General features: G+C 57.0%; 25 protein-coding genes and 1 pseudogene. All 26 read left to right on the top strand.

Annotated features, from left to right (window positions below):
- The first annotated feature begins 5 nt into the window (after positions 1-5).
- Positions 6-293, top strand: coding sequence for a hypothetical protein (locus SIK97_RS28870; RefSeq protein ID WP_016807465.1), 288 nt, complete (start codon positions 6-8; stop codon positions 291-293).
- Positions 294-581: a hypothetical protein gene (locus SIK97_RS28865; protein WP_077258652.1), complete on the top strand. Its 288-nt coding sequence runs from the start codon at positions 294-296 to the stop codon at positions 579-581.
- A complete protein-coding gene (locus tag SIK97_RS28860; RefSeq protein WP_049138412.1) occupies positions 571-1,146 on the top strand; it encodes a DUF3486 family protein in 576 nt (191 codons plus the stop codon). The genes SIK97_RS28865 and SIK97_RS28860 overlap by 11 nt, the downstream gene beginning before the upstream one ends.
- 26 nt (positions 1,147-1,172) lie before the next feature.
- Positions 1,173-2,744, top strand: a complete 1,572-nt coding sequence (locus tag SIK97_RS28855; RefSeq protein WP_407028916.1) for a terminase large subunit domain-containing protein — start codon at positions 1,173-1,175, stop codon at positions 2,742-2,744.
- On the top strand, positions 2,744-4,315 hold the full coding sequence (locus tag SIK97_RS28850) for a DUF935 domain-containing protein (protein ID WP_049138410.1): 1,572 nt from the start codon (positions 2,744-2,746) through the stop codon (positions 4,313-4,315). The genes SIK97_RS28855 and SIK97_RS28850 overlap by 1 nt, the downstream gene beginning before the upstream one ends.
- A complete protein-coding gene (locus SIK97_RS28845) occupies positions 4,308-5,150 on the top strand; it encodes a phage minor head protein (protein ID WP_049138408.1) in 843 nt (280 codons plus the stop codon). Before SIK97_RS28850 ends, SIK97_RS28845 begins: the two co-directional genes overlap by 8 nt.
- Before the next feature lie 232 nt (positions 5,151-5,382).
- Positions 5,383-6,354: a phage protease gene (locus tag SIK97_RS28840; RefSeq protein ID WP_181147499.1), complete on the top strand. Its 972-nt coding sequence runs from the start codon at positions 5,383-5,385 to the stop codon at positions 6,352-6,354.
- Between the two features lie 2 nt (positions 6,355-6,356).
- On the top strand, positions 6,357-7,256 hold the full coding sequence (locus tag SIK97_RS28835; protein WP_104897177.1) for a Mu-like prophage major head subunit gpT family protein: 900 nt from the start codon (positions 6,357-6,359) through the stop codon (positions 7,254-7,256).
- Between the two features lie 75 nt (positions 7,257-7,331).
- On the top strand, positions 7,332-7,958 hold the full coding sequence (locus tag SIK97_RS28830; RefSeq protein WP_227508092.1) for a hypothetical protein: 627 nt from the start codon (positions 7,332-7,334) through the stop codon (positions 7,956-7,958).
- The gene (locus SIK97_RS28825; RefSeq protein ID WP_016807456.1) at positions 7,958-8,398 is read left to right on the top strand and encodes a gp436 family protein; all 441 of its coding nucleotides are present in this window, start codon (positions 7,958-7,960) and stop codon (positions 8,396-8,398) included. The genes SIK97_RS28830 and SIK97_RS28825 overlap by 1 nt, the downstream gene beginning before the upstream one ends.
- Complete coding sequence (locus tag SIK97_RS28820) at positions 8,398-8,940, top strand: phage virion morphogenesis protein (protein WP_319610996.1); 543 nt, start codon at positions 8,398-8,400, stop codon at positions 8,938-8,940. The genes SIK97_RS28825 and SIK97_RS28820 overlap by 1 nt, the downstream gene beginning before the upstream one ends.
- A complete protein-coding gene (locus SIK97_RS28815; RefSeq protein ID WP_319610984.1) occupies positions 8,937-9,548 on the top strand; it encodes a hypothetical protein in 612 nt (203 codons plus the stop codon). The genes SIK97_RS28820 and SIK97_RS28815 overlap by 4 nt, the downstream gene beginning before the upstream one ends.
- A gap of 2 nt (positions 9,549-9,550) precedes the next feature.
- Positions 9,551-9,781 (top strand): DUF2635 domain-containing protein, encoded by a 231-nt coding sequence (locus SIK97_RS28810; RefSeq protein ID WP_049138393.1) that lies wholly within the window; start codon positions 9,551-9,553, stop codon positions 9,779-9,781.
- A gap of 1 nt (position 9,782) precedes the next feature.
- The gene (locus tag SIK97_RS28805; protein ID WP_319610983.1) at positions 9,783-11,264 is read left to right on the top strand and encodes a phage tail sheath subtilisin-like domain-containing protein; all 1,482 of its coding nucleotides are present in this window, start codon (positions 9,783-9,785) and stop codon (positions 11,262-11,264) included.
- 9 nt (positions 11,265-11,273) lie between these two features.
- Complete coding sequence (locus tag SIK97_RS28800) at positions 11,274-11,627, top strand: phage tail tube protein (RefSeq protein ID WP_049138388.1); 354 nt, start codon at positions 11,274-11,276, stop codon at positions 11,625-11,627.
- A gap of 3 nt (positions 11,628-11,630) precedes the next feature.
- The gene (locus SIK97_RS28795) at positions 11,631-12,014 is read left to right on the top strand and encodes a phage tail assembly protein (protein WP_049138386.1); all 384 of its coding nucleotides are present in this window, start codon (positions 11,631-11,633) and stop codon (positions 12,012-12,014) included.
- A 98-nt stretch (positions 12,015-12,112) separates the two neighbouring features.
- On the top strand, positions 12,113-13,999 hold the full coding sequence (locus SIK97_RS28790; protein ID WP_049138383.1) for a phage tail tape measure protein: 1,887 nt from the start codon (positions 12,113-12,115) through the stop codon (positions 13,997-13,999).
- The gene (locus tag SIK97_RS28785; protein ID WP_049138380.1) at positions 13,999-15,255 is read left to right on the top strand and encodes a DNA circularization protein; all 1,257 of its coding nucleotides are present in this window, start codon (positions 13,999-14,001) and stop codon (positions 15,253-15,255) included. Before SIK97_RS28790 ends, SIK97_RS28785 begins: the two co-directional genes overlap by 1 nt.
- Positions 15,248-16,339, top strand: coding sequence for a phage baseplate assembly protein (locus tag SIK97_RS28780; protein WP_049138377.1), 1,092 nt, complete (start codon positions 15,248-15,250; stop codon positions 16,337-16,339). Before SIK97_RS28785 ends, SIK97_RS28780 begins: the two co-directional genes overlap by 8 nt.
- Positions 16,330-16,869 carry a phage baseplate assembly protein V gene (locus SIK97_RS28775; protein WP_049138374.1) on the top strand — a complete coding sequence of 180 codons (540 nt, stop codon included), beginning with the start codon at positions 16,330-16,332 and terminating at the stop codon, positions 16,867-16,869. The genes SIK97_RS28780 and SIK97_RS28775 overlap by 10 nt, the downstream gene beginning before the upstream one ends.
- Complete coding sequence (locus SIK97_RS28770) at positions 16,866-17,318, top strand: phage GP46 family protein (RefSeq protein WP_049138372.1); 453 nt, start codon at positions 16,866-16,868, stop codon at positions 17,316-17,318. The genes SIK97_RS28775 and SIK97_RS28770 overlap by 4 nt, the downstream gene beginning before the upstream one ends.
- Positions 17,305-18,381 carry a baseplate J/gp47 family protein gene (locus SIK97_RS28765; protein WP_319610982.1) on the top strand — a complete coding sequence of 359 codons (1,077 nt, stop codon included), beginning with the start codon at positions 17,305-17,307 and terminating at the stop codon, positions 18,379-18,381. The genes SIK97_RS28770 and SIK97_RS28765 overlap by 14 nt, the downstream gene beginning before the upstream one ends.
- Complete coding sequence (locus SIK97_RS28760) at positions 18,366-18,950, top strand: YmfQ family protein (RefSeq protein ID WP_049086209.1); 585 nt, start codon at positions 18,366-18,368, stop codon at positions 18,948-18,950. Before SIK97_RS28765 ends, SIK97_RS28760 begins: the two co-directional genes overlap by 16 nt.
- Positions 18,951-18,952: 2 nt before the next feature.
- Positions 18,953-19,708, top strand: coding sequence for a phage tail protein (locus tag SIK97_RS28755; RefSeq protein WP_319610981.1), 756 nt, complete (start codon positions 18,953-18,955; stop codon positions 19,706-19,708).
- Positions 19,708-20,583, top strand: coding sequence for a tail fiber assembly protein (locus SIK97_RS28750; protein WP_319610980.1), 876 nt, complete (start codon positions 19,708-19,710; stop codon positions 20,581-20,583). Before SIK97_RS28755 ends, SIK97_RS28750 begins: the two co-directional genes overlap by 1 nt.
- Before the next feature lie 9 nt (positions 20,584-20,592).
- A pseudogene (locus tag SIK97_RS28745) lies at positions 20,593-21,817 on the top strand (hypothetical protein); the annotation flags it as partial.

Raw genomic sequence — 21,817 nt, 5'->3', positions numbered from 1 at the left:
TGACTATGCGTGACATTCTCGACCAGGACCAGCGCCTGGTTATTCTGCGATCCCTTGTCGAATGCGGCGACAGTGCCAACGAGTCGATTCTGCAGACCTGCCTGCAGACTTATGGCCATCGCGTTTCCCGCGATACGGTGCGCACGCATCTGGCGTGGCTGCGTGAGCAGGGTCTGGTCAGTCTGACGGATGTTTCCGGCTGTTATGTGGCGGAAATCACCGGCCGTGGTGATGACGTCGCCAGCGGTCTGGCCACGGTTCCGGGGGTGAAAAAGCCCCGCGCGAGGGGATAAATGATGGCTAAAACTAAACCTTATACCGAAGCACAGCGGCGTATTTTTTATCAACTGGCCGCAGTGATGGTTTGCTCAGAGATTGAGTCTCAGGTTATCGCGCCGTTCAGCGAGAAAAAGACCGGAAAACCTTATGACCGTAGCTCCCCTGATAGCTTTACCAACACGTTTCTGAACAAGAATCCTGAGTTCAGACGGGCATACGAAACGCTGGGCCGGGCTATCGCCAGAGAGCGGAAAAACCAGCTTCAGATGGCAAAGGCATCAAGGAGCAAACATGGCAGTTGAAAAACAGACCCGTGGTCGCCCCTCAAAAATCGACCTGCTGCCGGATGGCGTTCGCGACCAGCTGCACCAGATGCTGCGCGAGAAACGTCATACCCAGGAAGAGATCCGCGAGGCTATCAACGAACTGATTGACGGCCACAACCTGCCGGAAGACATGAAGCTCAGTCGCACGGGCCTGAACCGCTACGCCAGCCGGATGGAAGAGTTCGGAGCCAAAATTCGCGCCTCCCGCGAAATGGCCGAAATCTGGGCCGCCAAGCTGGGTTCTGCGCCGACGTCTGACGTCGGCAAATTGTTGATGGAGTTTGTGAAAACGCTGGCATTCGAAACGTCGATGTCACTCGCTGAAGAAGAAGGCCCGGTTGAGCCGAAGGCCCTCGGCCAGCTGGCGCTGGTTGCTCAGCGTCTGGAAGCCGCCGCGATGGCCAGCCACAAACGCGAGAAAGAGATCCGCCAGGCTTTCGCCGAAGAAGCCGCCGCACAGGCGGAGAAAATCACCAAAAGTGCCGGGCTGTCTGCGGAAACCGCCGCTGATATCCGTCGCCAGATTCTGGGGATTGTCTGATGACGACTATGCTCCCTGTGAATGCAATGACCAACGATGCCATCACCAGTGCCTCTGCTGCTGCCATTCTTGCTGGTGAGTTTGATGAGGAGCAGGTACTCCTGCCTTATCAGCGCCGCTGGATTGCAGATCAGGCGCAAATCAAGATCGGAGAAAAGTCACGTCGTACAGGTTTAACCTGGGCAGAAGCTGCTGATGCGGCATTAAATGGTTCTATGTCACGCGCCGCTGGCGGCTGCGACACCTTCTATGTCGGCACCACCAAAGACATGGCACGTGAGTTTATCGACGCCTGCGCCATGTGGGCTAAAGCCTACAACCTTGCAGCGGATGATGTCGGCGAGGAAGTCCTGGCGGATGAAGACAAGGACATTCTTGTTTACGTCATCAACTTTGCCAGTGGCTTTAAAATTAAGGCGCTCTCGTCAAATCCTTCCAACCTGCGTGGTATGCAAGGCAATGTCGTGATTGATGAAGCAGCTTTCCAGGGTGACCTCGCCGCATTGCTTAAAGCGGCACTGGCGCTCACCATGTGGGGTGCGAAAGTCCGAATCATCTCCACCCATAATGGTATTGAGCACCTGTTTAATACCCTGATTACAGAGTGTCGGGCGGGTAAGCGTCGATATTCCGTTCATCGTATTGATATTGAAACAGCTATCCGAGAGGGCCTCTATAAGCGTATCTGTCAGGTCACCCACCAGGAGTGGTCATCCGATGCCGAGGCGGAGTGGCTGACGAACCTGTTGAGCGATACAGCCACCGAAGAAGACGCCCGCGAGGAATACTACTGCGAGCCGAAGAACGGCGGCGGCACCTATCTTGCCCGCTCCATCCGTGAGCGAGCAGCGAGGGGCACCGGTCCCGTTCTGCGCTTCACCGGCACGGCTGCGTTCAATGCCATGCCGGAAATCATACGTGCGCTGGATATGCAGGAATGGCTGGATAAGGTGGTGCTGCCCGTGTTGAACACGCTGCCGCAAAAACTTCGCCACTGCCTCGGCGAGGACTTTGCACGGTCTGGCCACCTGACCGTCTTTGCGCCGATGACCGTCAACGACGATACCACCCGTACCGTGCCGTTCCTTGTCGAGCTGGCCAACGTTCCTTACAAGCAGCAGGAGCAGGCACTGTTCTTTATCTGCGACCGGCTACCGCGCCGCGACGGTATCAAGCTCGATGGCCGGGGGAACGGTAACTATCTGGCTGAGCAGGCGGCGGAGAAGTACGGTGCAGAGGTGGAGGTGGTCATGCCGTCCGTCGCCCACTACCGCGAGAACATGCCGCGCTTCAAAGCGGCGTTCGAAGACGATGAGCTGCTCCTCCCGAAGCACGAGGATGTTATCAGCGACCTCGGACAGATTGTCGTTCAGCGCGGGGTGCCGGGTATTGATGACCGGGAGAATACCGGCAGCGATGGCCACAAGCGTCACGGCGACAGCGCGTATGCGATCTTCCTCGCCTTTCTCGCCAGCAAAGAAGACTGCCAGCGCTACGAACTGCACCGACTTAACACTCCCCAACAGCAGCGCAACAGCGACAGTCATCGCCAGTTGCGCATTACCCGTGGCCTTAAAAATCAGCGAGGACTGCTCTGATGCTGAAGAAACTCACCGGCGCAATCCGACGCCTGCTTAACCCGGCAACCGATGAAACCGTCGCCGTTAATGAAACCGACATGACCCAGGCCGAAGCGCGGGCCAGACGCGCCAGCGTCAGGCCCCCCTCTGCGGGTATCAGCGTAGCGAGTACACTATCCCCGGCGAGATTAGCCGGGGTCCTGCGCAATGTGACCGAGGGAAACGCACGGGACTACTTCATCCTCGCTGAAGAGATGGAGGAGCGGGACCTGCACTACGCCAGCGTATTACGTACCCGTAAGCTGACCGTGGCCAGTATTCCCCCGGCAGTGGAAGCGGCAAGCGACGATGAGCATGACGTACTGCTGGCTGATGCTGTTCGCGATCTTGTCGAGCAACCGCAAATCCCTGAGCTGCTGTTCGATCTGCTCGATGGCCTCGGTAAAGGGGTCGGGGTTTGTGAAATTCTGTGGAGTACCCGCGATGGCTGGATACCTCGGGATTATGAGTGGGTTGACCCGCGTTTTCTGAAACCCGACAGCGACACACTGCGTGAGTTTCGCCTGCTGACCGACGAACAACCGGTAGACGGTATTCCCCTGACGCCAGGCAAATATGTGATGCATTACCCGCGACTCAAGTCTGGACTACCGCTGCGTAACGGTCTGGCCCGTCTTGTGGCTGTGATGTACATGCTCAAGTCGTTTACCGTGCGTGACTGGTGGGCTTTTGCTGAGAAATTTGGTATTCCCATCGTCGTCGGAAAATACGGGAATAACGCCAGCCCTGAGCAGATTAAGACCCTCATCGATGCTATCGCCTCCATCGCCTCTGATGCCGGGTGCGCCATCCCGCAGAGCATGCAGCTTGATATGCAGGAGACGGCCAGCCGTAACGGCGGTGGTGCTCTCTTTAAAGAAATGGCTGAGTGGTGCGACGCCCAGACGAGTAAGGCCGTACTGGGGCAGACCATGACCACCGATGACGGCAGTTCGCGGTCTCAGGCCGACGTGCATGACCGGGTGCGCATGGATATTGCCCGCTGGGATGCCCGTCAGCTGGAAAACACCCTCAATGAGTTCCTGGTACGCCCGTTTATCCAGTTCAACTACGGGCCGCAGGAAAAATACCCGCGAGTGAAGCTGGCCATCAGCGAGCCGGAGGACCTCAAAGCGTTTGTCGATGCGCTGATCCCCCTGGTTGATCGTGGTCTGCGGGTGCAGGAGTCCGAGGTGCGGGACAAGTTTGGTCTGGCTGAGCCGGAGAACGGCGCGGCGGTACTCTCACCCTCTAACAGCTTTTCCGCCTTCAGCCCGGCACCGGCACTCAACCGTGAACAGCTTGCGCTTAACCGTTCACAGGACGATGAGATTGACGCGATGACCAGCGAGGCAATGAAAGACTGGGAGCAGACCGGAGACGCCTTCACCAGTCCGGTACTGCAGCTGGCGAAAGATGCGGGGAGCTTTGAGGAGTTTCTGGCGCGTCTGCCGGACCTGCAGAAGACGCTGGAGCCTGCCGCGTTCGTCGAGCAGCTGGCGATGCTGAGCTTTAAGGCGCGGACGCTGGGGGATGCGAACGATGGCTAAGGCTCCCGATATTATCCCCAAAGAGGCGCTGGCCTGGCTGAAGTCGAAAAAGCTGACGCCGGGCTTCGATTACCGTGATGTGTGGAAGCAGGAGCACAGCATCGGTTTCACCGTGGCGAAGATGACGCAGCTCGACCTGCTCTCTGACGTCAAAACGCTGGTCGTTGAGGCAATGGCCAGCGGCCAGTCGTTCGCCGAGTTCCGGGAGGTGCTGAAGCCCCTGCTGGTGAAACGGGGATGGTGGGGCCAGCAGTTGATGGATGACCCGCTGACAGGTGAGACAACGCCGGTGCAGCTTGGCAGCGATCGTCGTCTGCGAACTATCTACGATACCAACATGCGCACCGCCCGCAGTGCCGGTCAGTGGGACCGCATCCAGCGCACTAAACGCGCAATGCCCTATCTGCTCTATACGCTGGGCCCGTCCCGCGAGCACCGCGCCGAGCACCTGAAATGGGCTGACCTTTGTCTACCCGTTGACGACCCGTTCTGGCTGACTCATTTCTGCCCCAATGGCTGGGGGTGTAAATGCGGGGTTCGCCAGGTCAGTAAATACGAGTACGATCAGCTGCAGAAAAATGGCGTCTCGCGCAACGTGCAGCAGCTCGACGACAGCGGCCAGCCAACCGGCCACGTTATCCGCCAGACCGTACCGGTCCGCACCGAAGCCCCGCCAGTCAAACGTGTGAAGTGGGTTAACAAGCGTACCGGTGAAGAAGAGATGGTGCCGGAGGGGATTGATCCGGGCTGGGACTACAATCCGGGTACGCGCCGTCAGACCGAACTGGAGCGCCAGTTGGCTGCTAAGCAAAGCGCCTTCGACAGTGATAACTAACTAAGGCGCTAATCCACCTAAAACACGCTCAGGGACTTTATCGGCATTTGTGGTACGATGATTCTCTGAAAATTTCTTAAACGCGCCACGGCGTTTTTGAACGGGGTTTGAACGTGGTTCCCCGCTGCATTTCCCTAACACCCTATTTATAAGCATGGAAGCCGGTAAATCCGGTTTCCTCTTGTTTTTCTCCGACACTGTCCGTCAGTTACCTTTAACGACGGACAGCACCATGCCAAAGCCTGCAACACAACTCGAATTTCTGGCCCTTTGCTTCGAGCTTCCCGACCTGTCGGATGCCAGCACGCCGCTGCCGGAATGGTTGCCGATGATCCCTGCGGGCACATTCACTGGCCGGGATGGCCGTACGTGGGTAAACGACAATCCGCAGGCCATCATTGCCACGTCCTTTCGTTACCCGACGTTGCCGTTTGATGCCGAACATTCCACCGAGCTGCTTGGGCCTAAAGGTGAAGAAGCTCCGGCTTATGCATGGATTGATGCCATGCGCGTCAACGCCGACGGCAGCATTGACGGTCATATCGAGTGGACGCCTGACGGCGAGGCGCTCGTTCGCGGTAAGAAGTACCGCTATTACAGCCCGGCTTTCCGTCATTTCCCTACCGGTCAGGTCTCGCATCTTTCCAGCGCTGGCCTGACCAACAAACCCAACCTGTATTTACCCGCTCTTAACTCGGAGAACACCATGACTGTACCTGTGCAGATTGCCACGGCGCTGGGTCTTGCTGCGACAGCGTCTGTTGACGATGCCGTGTCAGCGATCCAGACCATCAAGAACAGCGAGCAGACCGCGCTGAACCGTGCTCAAAACCCGGACCTGTCGAAGTTCATCCCGCAGGAGACCTACCAGCTTGCGCTCAACCGCGCTCAGACAGCGGAAGAACGTCTGAAGACACTGGATGAGAAGACGGCTACCGCGCTTGTTGACGATGCCGTGACCGCCGGGAAAGTCGCGCCCGCTAACCGCGATATGTATCTGGCCCTTTGCCGCAGCGAAGAAGGCCGTCAGCAGTTTGCCGAGTTCGTGAAAACTGCGCAGCCACTGGTTAATCAGGACCCGTCCAAAGGCAAAGAGAACAACGGGCAGCAGACCACGCTGACCGAAACTGAGCTGGCGATGTGCCGCAGCATGGGCCTCACCCAGGAAGAGTTTCTCGCCGCTAAACCGAAACAGGAGCAATAACAATGCCAGCACCGTCAGCAGAAATCCTGCATGCGCTCTCCACATCGCTGAGCGCTGCATTTACCCAAGGGCTCGCGGGCATCAAACCGCAGTACCTGCGCATTGCAACTGAAGTCCCGAGCAGCGCCGCCTCCAACACGTATGGCTGGCTGTCAGATCTGCCAGAAATTAAAGAGTGGATTGGCGAACGTCAGTTAGCGCTGCTTTCCCAGCAGGGTTACACCATCCCGAACAAGACGTGGGAAAACTCCATCCGCGTTAAGCGGGAAAATATTGAAGATGATCAGCTGGGCCAGTACAGCATTACTGCGAAAGCATTCGGGCGACAGGTCTCCGAGTTCCCGGACAAACTGAGCTTCCCGTTGCTGGTTGCTGGGTTCACCTCGCTGTGCTTTGACGGTCAGAACTTCTTTGATACCGACCACCCGATGGCGGGTGGTACCTACAGCAACATCGTGGGTGATGGTACCGAGACGGGCGAACCGTGGTTCCTGATTGATGAGTCACAGGTACTTAAACCGATCCTGTATCAAAAGCGCCGACCGTTCGACTTCCATGCCCTGGACGATCTTGATAGCGAGCACACTTTTAAAAATAACGAGTTCCTGTTTGGCGTCGATGGTCGAAGCAACGTCGGTTTTGGCTTCTGGCAGACCGCCTGTGGGTCCAGATCGCCGCTGACAGTGGCCAATTATGAGAAGGCTGTAGAAGTTCTTCAGGGAATGAAGCGCGATTCTGGCGAACCGCTGGGAATCACCCCGACCACGCTGGTTGTTGGAAGGAAAAACCGCGCCGCCGCGAAGAAGCTTATCGACGCGATGCTGGTCGATGGCGGTAACTCCAACATCTATTACAAAGATGTGGAAATCGTCAATAGCCCGTTCATTACCACCCCAGCGTAATCGCCAGTCTGCGTTTTAAAACCGTTACAGCGGGCGTTAAACCCGCTGTAACCCACCTTTAAAGAGGATGGAACAGTGAGTGGAACGAAAGAAAAAACAACGGGTAAGCAAAACGCTAAAGGTCGCGCTGGCAAGGTTTCAGCGTCGGAAGTGGCACAGGCTGATGCATCTGACCTGCAGGGAGCTGAACGGTCAGTCACATTGCCAGGGCATTACATTGCGGTGGGTGCGTCCCCCGTCAGCCTGAAGCCTGGCGATGCTGGTGCGCCTCCGTCATCTGATGACGTCATTACCCTGACCGGGGACAACGTCAGCATTTCTGCCCCTGCGATTCACATTTCAGCGGAGCACCTTAATTCCGTACAGCGTGAATTACAGACAAACCTGACCCCCGAAGGTCTGGCCGTCGGTGGCGGAAGTGAGAACCTTATCACCGCGTCCCCTGCAACCGATGATGTGGTGGTGCTGGAGGTTCGCGCCAGACATGAGCGCGGATTCTGGCGCTGCGGTCGCTTCTGGCCGCGCGAGCCGGTGCATGTGTTTGTCAGCGACGATCCCGATGGCGATAACGAGGCGAACGCGCTGGAGGGTGATGTGGTGGTTGAGTGCTTCATCAGTCACGAAACCGCCGAGCGACTGAAGGCTGAGCCTAATCTGGTGGTGGCGGTAGTGCCGGTTCTGCAGGTGGCGGAGAAAGACTGATGGGAATTTACGTTACCCGTGATGATCTGCTGGCTGCGGACGGGTCGCTGGTCTGGACTATGGCCATCGACAAGGCAACGAACCAGCTCGACGAGACGAAGATAGCCACGGCCATCGAGGATGCCGACGCGGAGATCAACTCGTTTCTGTCGAAGCGCTATCAGCTGCCGCTGAACATCACCACCGTTCCGCGCCCGCTGCATCGGGTAGCCGTATCCATCGCCATTTACTGGCTGTCCGAGCGTGACAATCAGATCACCGATCTGATTCAGAAGCGCTACGACAGCGCCATCCAGACCCTGAAGGAGATGGCGAACGGCACGCGCGACCTCGGCCTGCCGACCGACACTCCGGCCCCTGAGACCGATAACGGCAGGATGATTGTTGTCAGCGATAACAAACGTCTGTTCACCCGCAACAACCTCAAAGGGGTGCTGTGATGGGGATTTCGGTTGAGGTTATCGGCGCTGAGAAGCTGCAGCAGATGCGCATGGCCATCGAGAAACTTTCCGACAGTTCGCTGCAGCAGGAGCTGCTGGAGAGTATCGGTGCTGTCGTGGAATCGCAGACCCGCCGCCGCATCAGTGACGAGAAAACCTCACCGGCTGGCGAGCGCTGGGAGGAGTGGTCCGAGGGTTACCGCAAGACCCGCAGCGGGAATCAGAGCCTGCTGCAGGGCAAGGGCGATCTGCTCGACAGCATCCAGTACATCGTAGAACGTGGCCGCGTTCGTGTGGGTTCGCCGCTCAGCTACAGTGGCGTTCACCAGGACGGCTTTGCAGGTAGCGTCCCGGTCAGCGCCCATAAGCGTCTCATCCATCAGGCGTTTGGCCGGGCGCTAAAACATCCAGTCTGGCAGACAGTGGGCTCCCATACACGCCAGATGAATATTACGCAGCGCGAGTACCTCGGGCTGTCCGGTTCAAACAGTGATGAGCTGATGCATGTCATCGGCGACTTCTGGAAAGAGGTATTACCGTGACTAACGAACGTCCGTCCCTGCTGACAACCGGCTCTACGGTCTCCGCTGCTGAGAACATTGTGGCGTGGCTGAAGCCGGAGCTGCTGAACGAACCTCAGCAAAACAAGCCTGACCGCGTCAGTGTTATTGAGCGCCACATCGGCCAGTTCAGCACCCCGGCAGAGGTCAAAACCTACCTGACGGATCGTGATGGTTGCATCCGTCTGGCCGCACTCCGCGTGCGCAATGTCCGCTCTCAGGCTGGCGGTACTGTCGGCGATATCACCTGGGCGGCATACGTCATGGCCACCGATGCATGGGGCTATACGCGCGATACCCGCTGCGAAGTACTGGTCGGAAAGCTGGTACGCCGTATTGTCCAGCGCGGAGCCGCTAACGGTATGAAGGCCGAGCGTCTGGCCACCTCCGTCAGCGCCGACAATATCTATTCCGGCGGGCTTAACGATCTGGGGCTGACCATGTGGGCGGTGACCTGGGAGCAGGAGTTCCGCCTGGATGATGAGATCGACCTTGCTACCCTCCCGGACTTCCTGCGACTGGGGGTCACGCTGCAGGTCAGCGACGACACCGACCCCATTAAAGGCGTCATTAACGTAAGAGAGCCGTAACGATGAAGAAACATATTAAGCCCGCCCGCGCGGGACTGCATGTGCGTAAAGCTGATGGCCAGCGCCTCAGTCCCGAGGGAGAAACGCTCCCCGTGAGCGCGTACTGGTACCGTCGCGAAGCCGAAGGTGATGTTGTTATCACCGGTATTGAGGCGGAGTCCGTCACTGAACCGGCGGAAGCCGTTACCGAAATGGCGGAAGTCCGCCAGACCCGAACCGCAAAGGAGAAGTGATATGTCGTCACTGGGTAATATTCCTGCTGATATCCGCGTTCCGCTTGTGTACATCGATATTGATAATTCTCAGGCGCTCGACAGCGCCCCGGCGCAGTCGCGCAAAATTATCGTCATCGGCCAGCAGAGTGCGACCGGCACCGCTGCCGTTCTGACGCAAAACCGTATCACCAGCGACGGCACCGCTGACCAGCTCTACGGCAAAGGCTCCATGCTGGCCGGGATGCTCAAAACCCTGCGCAAGGCCAACAGCTATACCGAAGTGTGGGCGATGGGCCTGGCTGATATCGCCGCGGGTACTGCCGCAAAAGCAGAGCTGGCCATCACCGGCCCGGCCACTGCTGCCGGTACGCTGGCGTTGCTGGTCAATGGTATTTCCGTGCAGGTCGGCGTCAGCGCCGATGCGACGGCGGACACCATCGCTGCCGCTATCATCACTGCCGTCAATAAACTCCCGGACACACAAGTTATCGCCGCGCTGAAAGCCGCATCAACAACGTCAGTCACCCTGACCACCAACTGGAAAGGCGCGACTGGCAATGCGATGGACGTCCGTCTCAACTACTACACAGGCGAGCAGACACCGGCAGGCGTTGCGGTGGCTGTGACTGCGTTCACCGGCGGCACCGGCACCCCGGATATTGCGCCCGTCGTTGCAGCGCTGGGCGATGACTGGTACACCGATATTGTGTTTCCGTACAACGACACTCTCAGCCTGAACACCATCCGGGATGAGCTGCTCGAACGCTGGGGCCCGCTCAAAATGATTGAGGCGCAACTCTGGACGGCCTTCCGGGGCACCCATGCTGAAAGCGGCACCTTTGGTGAAACACGCAACGACTGGCTGATTTCCTGCATCGGGACGAACATCTCACCGCAACCGCACTGGCTGTGGGCAGCATCCTATGGCGGCATCGCATCCTACTATCTGGCCAACGACCCGGCCCGTCCGCTGCAGACACTGGTGCTGCCGGGCATCCTGCCGTCGGTCAAGACAGTGCGCTGGGATATGCAGGAGCGCAATCTGCTGCTGCATGACGGCATCGCCACCCATTACGTTGACGCCAGCGACAACGTCTGCATCGAGCGTGAAATCACGATGTACCGCGTCAACCAGTACGGTGATACCGATACCTCGTACCTTGACGTGCAGTCACCGGCGACGCTGGGGCGTATCCGCTACGTCATCAAAAACCGCTTCACCAACCGCTACCCGCGTCACAAGCTGGCCGGGGATGATGTGCTCGACCAGCTTGATCCGGGTCAGCCGGTGATGACGCCGAAAATTGCCCGCGCCGAGCTGCTGGATATCGCGCTGACCGAGCTGATCCCTGCGGGTCTGGTTGAGGACTTCGACGACTACAAAGACACGCTGGATGTGAACCTTGACGGCGACGATAAAAACCGCCTGAACTTCATCTGCCACCCGAACCTGGTCAACCAGCTGCGTGTGCTGGCCGGTCTTATCCAGTTCAAACTTTAAGGAGCCTTTATGAGCATTCTGGGTCAGGCGGCCATCCGTATTAATGGCCGCGAAATCAAAACCACAGGTAAGTCCACCCTCAATCCGGGGGGCAAAACACGTACCCAGCATATGGGCGGCGGCAAGGTCTGGGGGCTGGCAGGAAAGATGGCGGGTCCCTCGATCCAGATGACCATCGCTGCTGCAGAGGATGTCGATGTGGTTGAAATCAGTGGCTGGGAGGGGGTTACCGTCATGTTTGAAGGCGATAACGGTCTGACCTACATGATGACCGGCGCGGCGACCGCTGAACCGGCCACGCTGGATGAAGACGCGGGCACCATCAGCGCCAACTTCCTTGGCGAAAAACTGGTGAAGGTGTAAGTCATGGCTGAGATGAAAATTACCTTAAAGCACGGTTACATCGCCGGTAAAGGCACTGACGATGAGATCCGCTACAAAGAAGTGACCTTTCGCGAGCTGACCTCAAAAGATGTTATTGATGCTCAGCTGGAGGCTGAGCGCGTGGTCATCGGGGAGAACGGCAAGGCCGTGGCGTACTGCTCTGAGGTACTGATGGGACTGGCACTGCTGCGTAAGCAAATCCTCTCGGTAGGGGAAATTCCCGGTCCACTGTCGCTTAAACAGCTTTACAGCTTCCACCCGGAAGACCTTGAGTTGCTGTCCAGCACCGCGAGCAAAATGGATGACCTTGTGACGGAGACCGCTGGCCGGGGGCGACCTGATGCCGCTGGCGACGGCGCTCAGTAACCTCATCGTCAATTTGTCCCAACGTTTCGATATGTTCTACCTGCAGCAGTTGCCACTCCGGCAGCTGCTGAGCCTGACTGAGCAGCTGAGGAAGCAACATGGCAAACCGCCTCACCACTGAAATACTCATCAATCTGTCAGGTAACCTGACCGCGAAAGCCCGCCAGTACGGAGCCAACATGTCCGAGTTCGCCCGCACAAACCAGCGGGCAATGAACGTGATTAAAGCTACGTCAGAAGCAGCAGGTCGTGCCATTGATGCAGTTGGAAACCGCTATACCGGCATGATTGCGGGTTTTGCCAGCGGTGCAATGTTGCGTAACTTTGCTGATACAGACCGTCGGCTGACCCGCCTGGGCATTTCTGCCGATAAAACAAAGGAGCAAATTACCAGCATTTATAGTGACGTGCAGGACGTATCTATAAAGGCCCGTATTGACGATAAAGAGCTTGTTGGTTTCCTGGAAACAGTCAACGCAATGACCGGTGATATTGAGTTCGGTATCAAAAACCTTAAGTCAGCCGCATTAACAATCGCCGGAACTGGCAGTAGTGGTGAGTCTGTCGGTGCCTTGTTTGCCCAGTTCCAAAAATACGGTATCAACGACGACAAAAACTCCACTCTTGCTATGGATGTGCTGAATAGACTGGGTAAAGAAGGGGCATATGAACTGAAGGATCTGGCTGAAAAAGCAGGCCCCTCGCTTTCTCTTTATGCAGCCGCTGGTGGTCGTGGCGTCAAGGGTATCAAGGATGTGGGTGTGGTTATGGAGTCAGCAATGGATGCGACGGGTAATCGTGATACGGCGGCGACGTTAGTTGAGAATTTTATCCGAGAAGTCCAGAACCCTAAAATTGCAACGGCACTGGAGAAAAAAGGGGTAAAAATCAGGGATAAGAGCGGAAAGCTGAAATATTCTCTCCCGGAAATACTCATGATGTTATCTGAAGGGTCTGCCAGAGGCGGGAAAAAAAGCGGCAAAGGCCAGCTCGGTGAACTGATGGAAGTTGGTTTCACTCAGACCAGCCTCGACCTTATTTCTGGTGTTTCAAGTCAGAAAGGTCGGGAGAACCTACGCCGATACAATTCCGTTGTAGCTGATGGTGCATCCATCCAGAAAGATGCAACTTATGCGGCGCAGGATTTTACATCTGCACTACAAAGCCTTAACACGACGTGGCTTAAGTTCGCTAATGGTAACCTGGCTGAGCCAGTGCAGGAGCTGGCAGACGCGATTAACTCAGTAGATCAGAAGACTGTCCAGAACTGGCTGGAAACAGGTAAGAATATTGCCATCGCGGTCGGTGGTGTTATCGCCGCCCGTAAAGCCTTTCAGATAGGGAAAGGTGCATGGGATTTGTTCGGGGGCGGAAAATCTAAGGGCATCCCCAAAGGCGTTTCCGACGTCTTTGGCTCCGGTGTGATGCCGGTCTATGTGGTTAACATGGGCGCGGGTGGCATGGGGGGAGCCGGTAACCTTCCTGGTGGATCTGGTGGTGCAGGTGACGGGGCTGGTGCTGGCTCAGGTCGTATGGCCAAAGTCTTACGCGGTGTGGGTAAAGTTGCCGCCCCGGTAGTTGGTGCGGTAGCGCTGTATGACGAGCTGGAGACCCAGTATAAACTTCCTGGCCGCATTGACGATCTGACCCGCCAGACCGCCGCAGACAATAACGCCTCACAGGAGGACCGTGATTTTGCAGTTGCGAGCCAGCGCAACCGTCAGTACATGTCCCGTAAGTGGGATTCTCTGACGAACTGGTTTAATTCCATCGGCAATGATCCACAAATCTCTGACCCGCGGCCGTGGGCTTCAATGCAACCCCAGAATCAACCCGGCTATCCGTTCCTGCAGCAGCCTGAGCTGAAAGGCAGTATCGAGGTCTCCGTTAAAGATGATCGGGTTCAGGTTACCCGCGTTAAGGTCAATGCCCCCGGCGTTACAATGAGCGCCCAGTCTGGCGTCAGCAATGTGGAGCAGGACTGATGGCCGCAAAATGGGAAGACCTTCGCGATGCCTCGTTCCGTGGCGTACCTTTCTTTTTCCGTGACGTCGAGGGAGCTGGCGGTCGCCGCGCTATCCCTCATGCCTACCCCAAAAAAGAGGTCGGCTGGACGGAAGACCACGGCGCGGTGCTGACTCAGCAGCAGATTAACGCGATCCTCCTCGGCAGTGACTATATCGACCAGATGAACCGCCTGCTGGCGGCGCTCAATACCGCCGGTCCCGGTGAGCTGGTGCATCCGTGGTTCGGCGTCCAGAAGGTTCAGGTAGGCCGCGTCACGCATCGTCTTTCCACCGAGGAAGGCGGTATTGCCTATGTTTCCTTTGAGGTCTACGAGGCTGGCGAGCAGCTGTTCCCGTCAGGTACCGAAGACACCAGCGCCACCACGCTCAGCGCGGCGGACAAGGTCAAGGAAGCGCTGGCCAGCGGTGATTATTTTGCAGCGCTCGATGGCGTCGGTAGCATGGTGGACACTCTGCTGGAGGACATGGAGGGCTTTGTCACAAGCCTGCCGACTCTGCCGGATGCGCTCAGCGAGTGGATGGACCGCCTCAACCGGTTTAAGGACCTCGCCGGTATTGTGGCCGCAGCCCCCGGTGAAATGATCCGCGATATCACCGGCCTCATCAGCGATATGAAAGACCTCGTCTCTGAGCCGCCGTTCGCCCTGCGGGTCTATGACCAGCTGCGCGACAAATGGGAAGGTGACCGGGCCGCGCAGTCAGCAACCAAATCCCTTGTCGATAACATCAGCGTGAACACCGATACCGGCTTTGCCAGCAGCGTCACACCGGCATCGACGCCGGAGACCACGGCGGCGATGGAGACCAACATCGTAGACTTCCGGCGTCTGGTCATTATCTCCACGCTGGTCGCTCAGGCTGAAGCGGTGGCCACCGCGACCTTCGAGACCGGCCAGGATGCACAGAACACCGGCGACCAGCTGGCGGAGCGTCTCGGCGAGACCGCAGCGGAAGCCGTCGAAAGCGGCCTCCGTGAGCTGTGGCGCTCCCTTCGCGAACTGCGGTTCGCCGTGGTCAATGATGTGCGTATCCGCAGTATCCAGCTGCCGGAGCTGCGCCGTGTCACCCCGGCCCGGACAGTACCAGTGATGCTGCTGGCTTACCGTGAAACCGGCGACGCGGAGAGCCGGGACGAGCTGGTCACCCGAAACCGGCTGCGTTATCCCTCCTTTATTACACCGTCACAGACGATTGAGATCATCAGCAATGACTGAAGAGTTAACCCTGAACGTTGATGGCAAGGTCTGGGGCGGCTGGACCGACATGACCATTAACCGCTCGCTGGAGTCCGTGGCGGGCGAGTTTGATCTGACCGTCACCGCCCAATGGTCATCCGCAGCCCCTCGCTCCATCAAACCCGGCCAGTCCTGTACGGTTTCCATCGGCAGCGACCGCGTCATGACCGGCTACATTGACGACTTCATTCCCAGCTATGACGCGGAGAATGTCTCCCTGCGCGTCATGGGTCGCGATAAGACCGGCGATCTGGTGGACAGCTCGGTGGTCGATAAGTCCGGCCAGTGGAAGGGTCAGAAGCTGGAGCAGCTTGCGGCCACCATCTGCAAGCCCTACAGCATCGAGGTGGTTAACGAGACCGACACTGGCGACGCCTTTGGCAGCATCACCCTCGAACAGGGTGAAACCGGCTTTGAACTGCTAGACCGTCTGGCCAAACAGCGCGGCGTTCTGGTGACCTCAGACGCGTACGGGCGGCTGGTTATCACCCGCGCCTCCCCCCAACGGGCCGGAGTGGCGCTCACTCTCGGCGACAATATTCTGGCTGCACGTGGCCGCTTCAGCTGGCGCGAGCGTGCCAGCCAGTACATCGTCAAAGGTTCCGCCAGCGCGGGCGGTGCGACGTGGGACGAGCAGCCGGTGAAAATGGTCGGCGGTCGCCAGACAGTGGTCAGCGACCCGGAGATCACCCGCTATCGTCCGAAGATTCTGGTCAACGAGGACAGTCTGACGGTCGGCGGTGCGAGCGCTCGCGGCGAGTGGTACAAGACCCGTATGATGGGCGAAGCCAATACCACCGAAATCACCGTGGCGGGCTGGCGTGAGAACGGCATCAGCGGCCCGCTGTGGCAGACGAACCGTCTGGTAAAAATAACCGACGAGATCCAGCAGCTCGATGTTACCTGGCTGATTAAGACAGTTTCCTTTATGGAAGGTGATCAGGGGCGTCTGACCGTGCTGACACTGGTGCCGCCTGAGTCGCTGGATATGCCCGAACAGAAAGCTAAAAGTAAGGGTAAAAAAGCGAAGTCAAAAACTTCTGTGGGGGTCACGTGGGACTGAACGCAGTTAACTTTTCCCGCTCTATCGCCGCACTGGGCCGACGTCTGCGCCTGATGGTGGACCGGGCGCTGGTGCGCATTGTGACGGACAGCCTCGGTCGGCAGAACCTGCAGGTGCAGTCGCTGGCCGATGAGACCAATGACGACGTCGAGCGCTTCCAGAACTATGGCTTTTCCAGCGTCCCGCCTGCAGGTTCCGAGGCGATTGTCGTTGCTGTCGGTGGCCGTCGCGGTGGCATGGTGGCCATTGCAGTGGAGGATAAAGGGAGTCGTCCCCGTGGCGGTGAATCCGGCGACGTTATTCTTTATCATCAGGAAGGTCATATTATTCACCTGAAAAAGAATGGCGTGATTGAAATAACAGGGAAGACGGTAAATGTGGTTGCCGAAGAGAGCTGTGACATTATCGGTAAACAGATAAATGTCACCGGCCCCACTAACTTTACTGAAGATATTACGGTTAAGGGTAAAAGCTTCCTTAAGCATTTTCATAAAGACGGGGATGGTAATGATACTTCCGAGCCCAGATGACCATCAGAATAAACTGGCACCTGCCTGCAGGTGGAGATATAGAGATTGAACACAATGGCCTTTCGTTTGACGAGGGCCTTGTTTCTTTGGTGTATATCTGCCTGTTTACTGATGCGCGGGCAGATACCAGCGACGAAATACCCGACGGCACCGATGACCGTCGTGGCTGGTGCGGTAATTCCTTCAGTGATTTTGAATGGGGCTCAAAGCTCTGGCTGATTGACCGTGAAAAGCTGACCGAAGAGGTCAGGCTCCGCGCGGAGAATTACGCCCGTCTGGCCATGCAGCCGTTATTACGCTACGGCTATGCGCGAAATGCGCAGGTAATTGCCACCATTCCCCGTATTAACTGGCTGGCATTGACCATTATTCTCACCCGCCCGGATAAAACCGAGTTAACCGTCGAAATAAAGAAACGCTGGGAGGCGGTAGAAAATGGCTACGTTTAATGTCCCGACGCTCCGCCAGCTTATTCGTGCCGGTATTCAGGATTTAGAGATTGAACTCGACCAGGAATTACCGATTGTCGGTGTTGAACGCGCGTTAAATACGGCTTTCAGCGGCGCTTTACGCGACGTCTACGATTATCAGACGTGGATTAAAAACCAGATTATCCCGTCAGAGCAGTCCGCCGACGAAACCATTATTGATACCGCCCGCTATGAGGGCGTTATTCGTAAGGCCGCATCCTATGCCAGCGGCCCGGTCACCTTCACAGGCACAAAGCCGCTGGCGCTCGATACCGAAATGCAGACACAGGGCGGCGTCCGCTTCCACGTCACCGCCACCAGTGACCCGTCAGCGGGCAAAATCACCGTCACCGTGCAGGCTGACGAGACGGGTCTCAGCGGCAACCTGAAAGCCGGTGACGTCCTGACTCTGATTTCCCCGGTGGCCGGGGTGAACAGCGACGGCGTGGTGGCTAATGCCGGTATCTCAGGCGGCGCGGACGTCGAGTCCGTGGCCGAGCTGCTGACGCGCCTGCTGTACCGCAAGCGCAATCCGCCGACCGGTGGTGCACTGCATGATTATGTTATCTGGGCAACTGAACTGCCGGGCATCAGCCGGGCATGGGCCTTTGACTGCTGGCACGGGCTGGGAACGGTGGGTCTTGCGTGGGTCTACGACCAGCGCTCTGACATTATCCCGACCGTCACTGACCGCAACGCAATGCAGGCGTATCTGTTCCGCCATCAGGACCCGGCGACCGGGACTTACGTCGGCAAACCTGGCGGTATTGAGGTCTGGCCCATCCCGCTGACGCTCAAGCCGGTGCCGCTGACCATCCGCATCATTCCCGACACTGCGGCCATCCGTTCTGCAGTCACTCTGAGCCTGCAGGCGCTGTTCCGCTCGGTCTCGCCGGGCGATACGCTGCTGCTCTCCGCCATCCGAACGGCCATCGGCTCATCGACGGGTGTCACGGATTACGAGCTGGACCTCACCACCAATCAGGCCAGCGAGAACTATGAGCTGCTAACGCTGGGAGCAATCAAATGGCGCATCGTGTAGAGGACTGGCAGGACGTCCTGCAGCAGCTGATGCCTCGTGGTAAAGCGTGGCCACGCGACCAGACGGCGGCGCTGACGTCACTGCTCCGGGGCTTCAGCTCCCGCCTGCAGCTGGCGGAGGCGAACGCGGATTTGCTGGTCACCGAGATGCGCCCGGAGACCACCGACTTACTGCTGGCCGACTGGGAGGACTATCTCGGCCTGCCTGACTGCAACGCCATCCCTGACGGCTTCGATCGCCGTCGTGACGCCGTGGTGGAGAAGTATCACCGCAAGGGCGGGCTGGCCACCTGGCAGATTGAACAGGCCGTGAAGGATGCGCTGGGCTTCACCATTCAGGTGACCGAAATCCTGCCGCATCACATCATGCGCGACATCATGTATCCGATTTATTCCCACAAATACCGTTACCTGCTGCAGGTGACGGTCACGGATATGCCGATGATCCGCTTTCGCAGTATCAGCAACGTCCTGACGCCGTTAATCAGCCTGCAGGCGCAGATACTGGAATGTTTTTTACGTCGTTACCGACTCGCTGGCCACGATTATGATTTTCTTTACGAGGTTTAATTATGTATCACCTGGATAATGCCTCTTCCGTTCCCGATATGCCCGCCATTAAGCCGGTATTATTTACTGAGCGTCGCTGGTTTACCGAAGGCGGCGACGGTATTGCGCCGAGTTATCCGGGCGCGGACTGGTTTAACGCTATTCAGGCGGAAATGCTGAACGTGCTGGCGCTGGCCAATATCACACCGGATAAAACGCAGCTGGACCAGTTTGCGCAGGCCATCCGTATTTTCTCCTCGGACTATATGCTGCCGCCGGGTATTCCGTTTGCGTGGCCGGGGGCGACAGCGCCGACCGGCTTTACGCTGATGCTCGGTCAGGGCTTCGATAAAACCGCTTACCCGCGCCTTGCCGTGGCGTATCCCTCCGGCATTCTGCCGGACATGCGCGGCCAGACTATCAAGTTTTTGCCCGTCTCCGGGCGTGCGCTGCTGTCTTTTGAAGCCGACGGCATAAAGGCTCACGCCCATAATGCGACGATTAACAGTACCGACCTCGGCACCAAAACAACCAGTGACGACAATGAGCACTTTCATCAAGGTGGAATGGTTGCTCCGGGTGATGTCTGGGACAGCGATTATGTGGTCGGGTCAGATAACGATTCTCATCGCACCCGCAACAACACCAGCACCGCCCCGGCGCACCATCACACCGTCTATATAGGCGCTCACGCGCACACGGCTATTGTGGCCAGCACAGGCAATGCCGAAAACACCGTCAAAAATATCGCCTTTAACGCCATTGTGAGGTTAGCGTAATGTCATTTGAATTCTCTCAAAGCCCGCAGGCCATCTGGCTTTATCAGTACGATGCCGATGGTGTTTATATTGGTTCCGTCTTTATGACGATCCCGGCAGGAACCGGTCTGCCTGCTAATACCACGCATATTCCCTGTGAGCCGGATAAAGGCCAGACCGGTATATTTAAAAATGGTGCATGGGAATATGTGAACGATATTCGCGGGACCCGTTACTGGAATATTCACGGCACCGGTTTTGTTATTTCCGCGCTGAGTGAATCCCTGCCTGAACGGGCTGTGACCATTGAGCCTCCGGTTGCTGATGCCGGTTATGTATTACTGTTCACTGATGGCCAGTGGACGCAGGTCGAAGATAAGACCGGTCAGCTTTATTATGAGAGCAACGGCACGAAGCACATCGTTTCTGATGCGTGGTTCACTCTGCCGGAGGGTTGCACGTTCGTTGCCCCGCCAGAAGACAAGCCGACGTTCGTCACCCGCTGGAACGGCACAGAATGGATTTACCTCAAAGACCTGCGCGGCCAGCTTGCCTGGAATACCGAAACCCGCGAGACGATCACCATTCTTGAAGTGGGTCCCGTTCCTGACGGTTATACCCTCAAAATGCCGGGCCAGTTTGATGAGTGGGATGGCTCAGCATGGGTAAAAAATGCAGAGGCCGAGCGGGCTTACCTTACCGCTCAGGCTGACCGCCAGAAGGCTAAGCTGCTATCTGCCGCGTCTGAACAGATTTCACTACTCAGCTACGCTATCAGCAGCGGTCAGGCCACTGATGAAGAGACCACTCAGCTTGCACGCTGGGAGGAGTACAGGCTCGCAGTAAGCCGTGTAGATACCGCTTCAACTGATATTGTCTGGCCCGAGAAACCGTAAGGAGTCGTTATGTACCATCTCGACAACGTCAGCGGCGTCCCGGAGATGCCGGAACCAAAAGACACTCAGTCTATTTCGCCACGCTGGTTTGGGGAAAGTCAGGAACAAGGCGGTATAAGCTGGCCGGGGGCGGACTGGTTCAATACTGTGCAGGCTGAATTGCTGAATATACTTAGCAAAGCAGGGATCGCACCCAATAAAGGTAAGTTTGACCAGATTTGTGATGCGATTTCTGTGCTCGGTGAAAGTGGCATACTGGAGAAACTTGGGTCTGATAACCCCTTGTACGGCGGTAATCTCTCAACATTTATACGACAACAACTCCTCAACCCTGTGCGTTCGGTCAGTGAAGCTTTGAGCGCCCAGGCTCCCAATATCTGGGAATATGCCAGACATATTACCGACCGTCCGACTGTATTCCCTTCCACATGGGACTGGGGGCCGGCATTCCAGGCCGCACACGATAACGATAATGTCGGACCACTGCTAATTAACGGCGAAACCTATACCGTCAGAACGCCTGTTGTTTATGAATATACCGACGATGACTACAAAAAATATTCCAGGCTTCCTCGATGTCTGTCAGGAAAGGCAGTTATTGACTATTCAGAACTGGGCGATGGTGGTGCGGGATTTAATGACTCCCTTGAAGTTGACGATGCAGCTCAACCTGCATATGTCACGGCGTTTACCGTAAAGGGAGCAAGCGGGTATGTCGTGCTGCAGGAATTTGAGGGAATTGTATTTCGTGGAAATAAAAACACTGCGGCGGTTAAATTAATTGGCTGTGATGGTGTGAGGGCTAATCGCTGTACCTTCACGACAAACCGCTATGGCATAGTTTTTAACAATGGCACTGCAGCCGGTACGTATGCTGAACTAAACTCCCCGACATTCTGTCTTTTCAGGGGCGGATGCCTGACCGCTATAGCCTATGAAAAAGGTGGTGGCGATACATCATTCCATGGTTGTGGGCTGGGTAATGATTGCCACGTAACCGTTACCCCCGGACGGTCTCCTGTTCTTATCGGTGCTGGTTGCCAGCCGTACAATGCGCCGATGAATGCTAATTTCTGGACGACTGGCATCACCGCACCACTCATCAGAAATAAAAGCAGTCTGCCAGCTCATTTCCACGGCGAGATGAAATGGGAAGGCTCATATGGGACGGTGATGGCATCAGGCGGGTTAGTCTATTTCTACGGCGCCCTGCCGCGCTGGGCTGGCATTGACA

It is taken from the genome of Klebsiella sp. JN_Kp126, from assembly GCF_033843325.1.
GTDB classification, from domain to species: domain Bacteria; phylum Pseudomonadota; class Gammaproteobacteria; order Enterobacterales; family Enterobacteriaceae; genus Klebsiella; species Klebsiella michiganensis.
The sequence above is the reverse complement of the archived record's forward strand: the minus strand, read 5'-3'. Positions and strand labels throughout refer to the sequence as shown.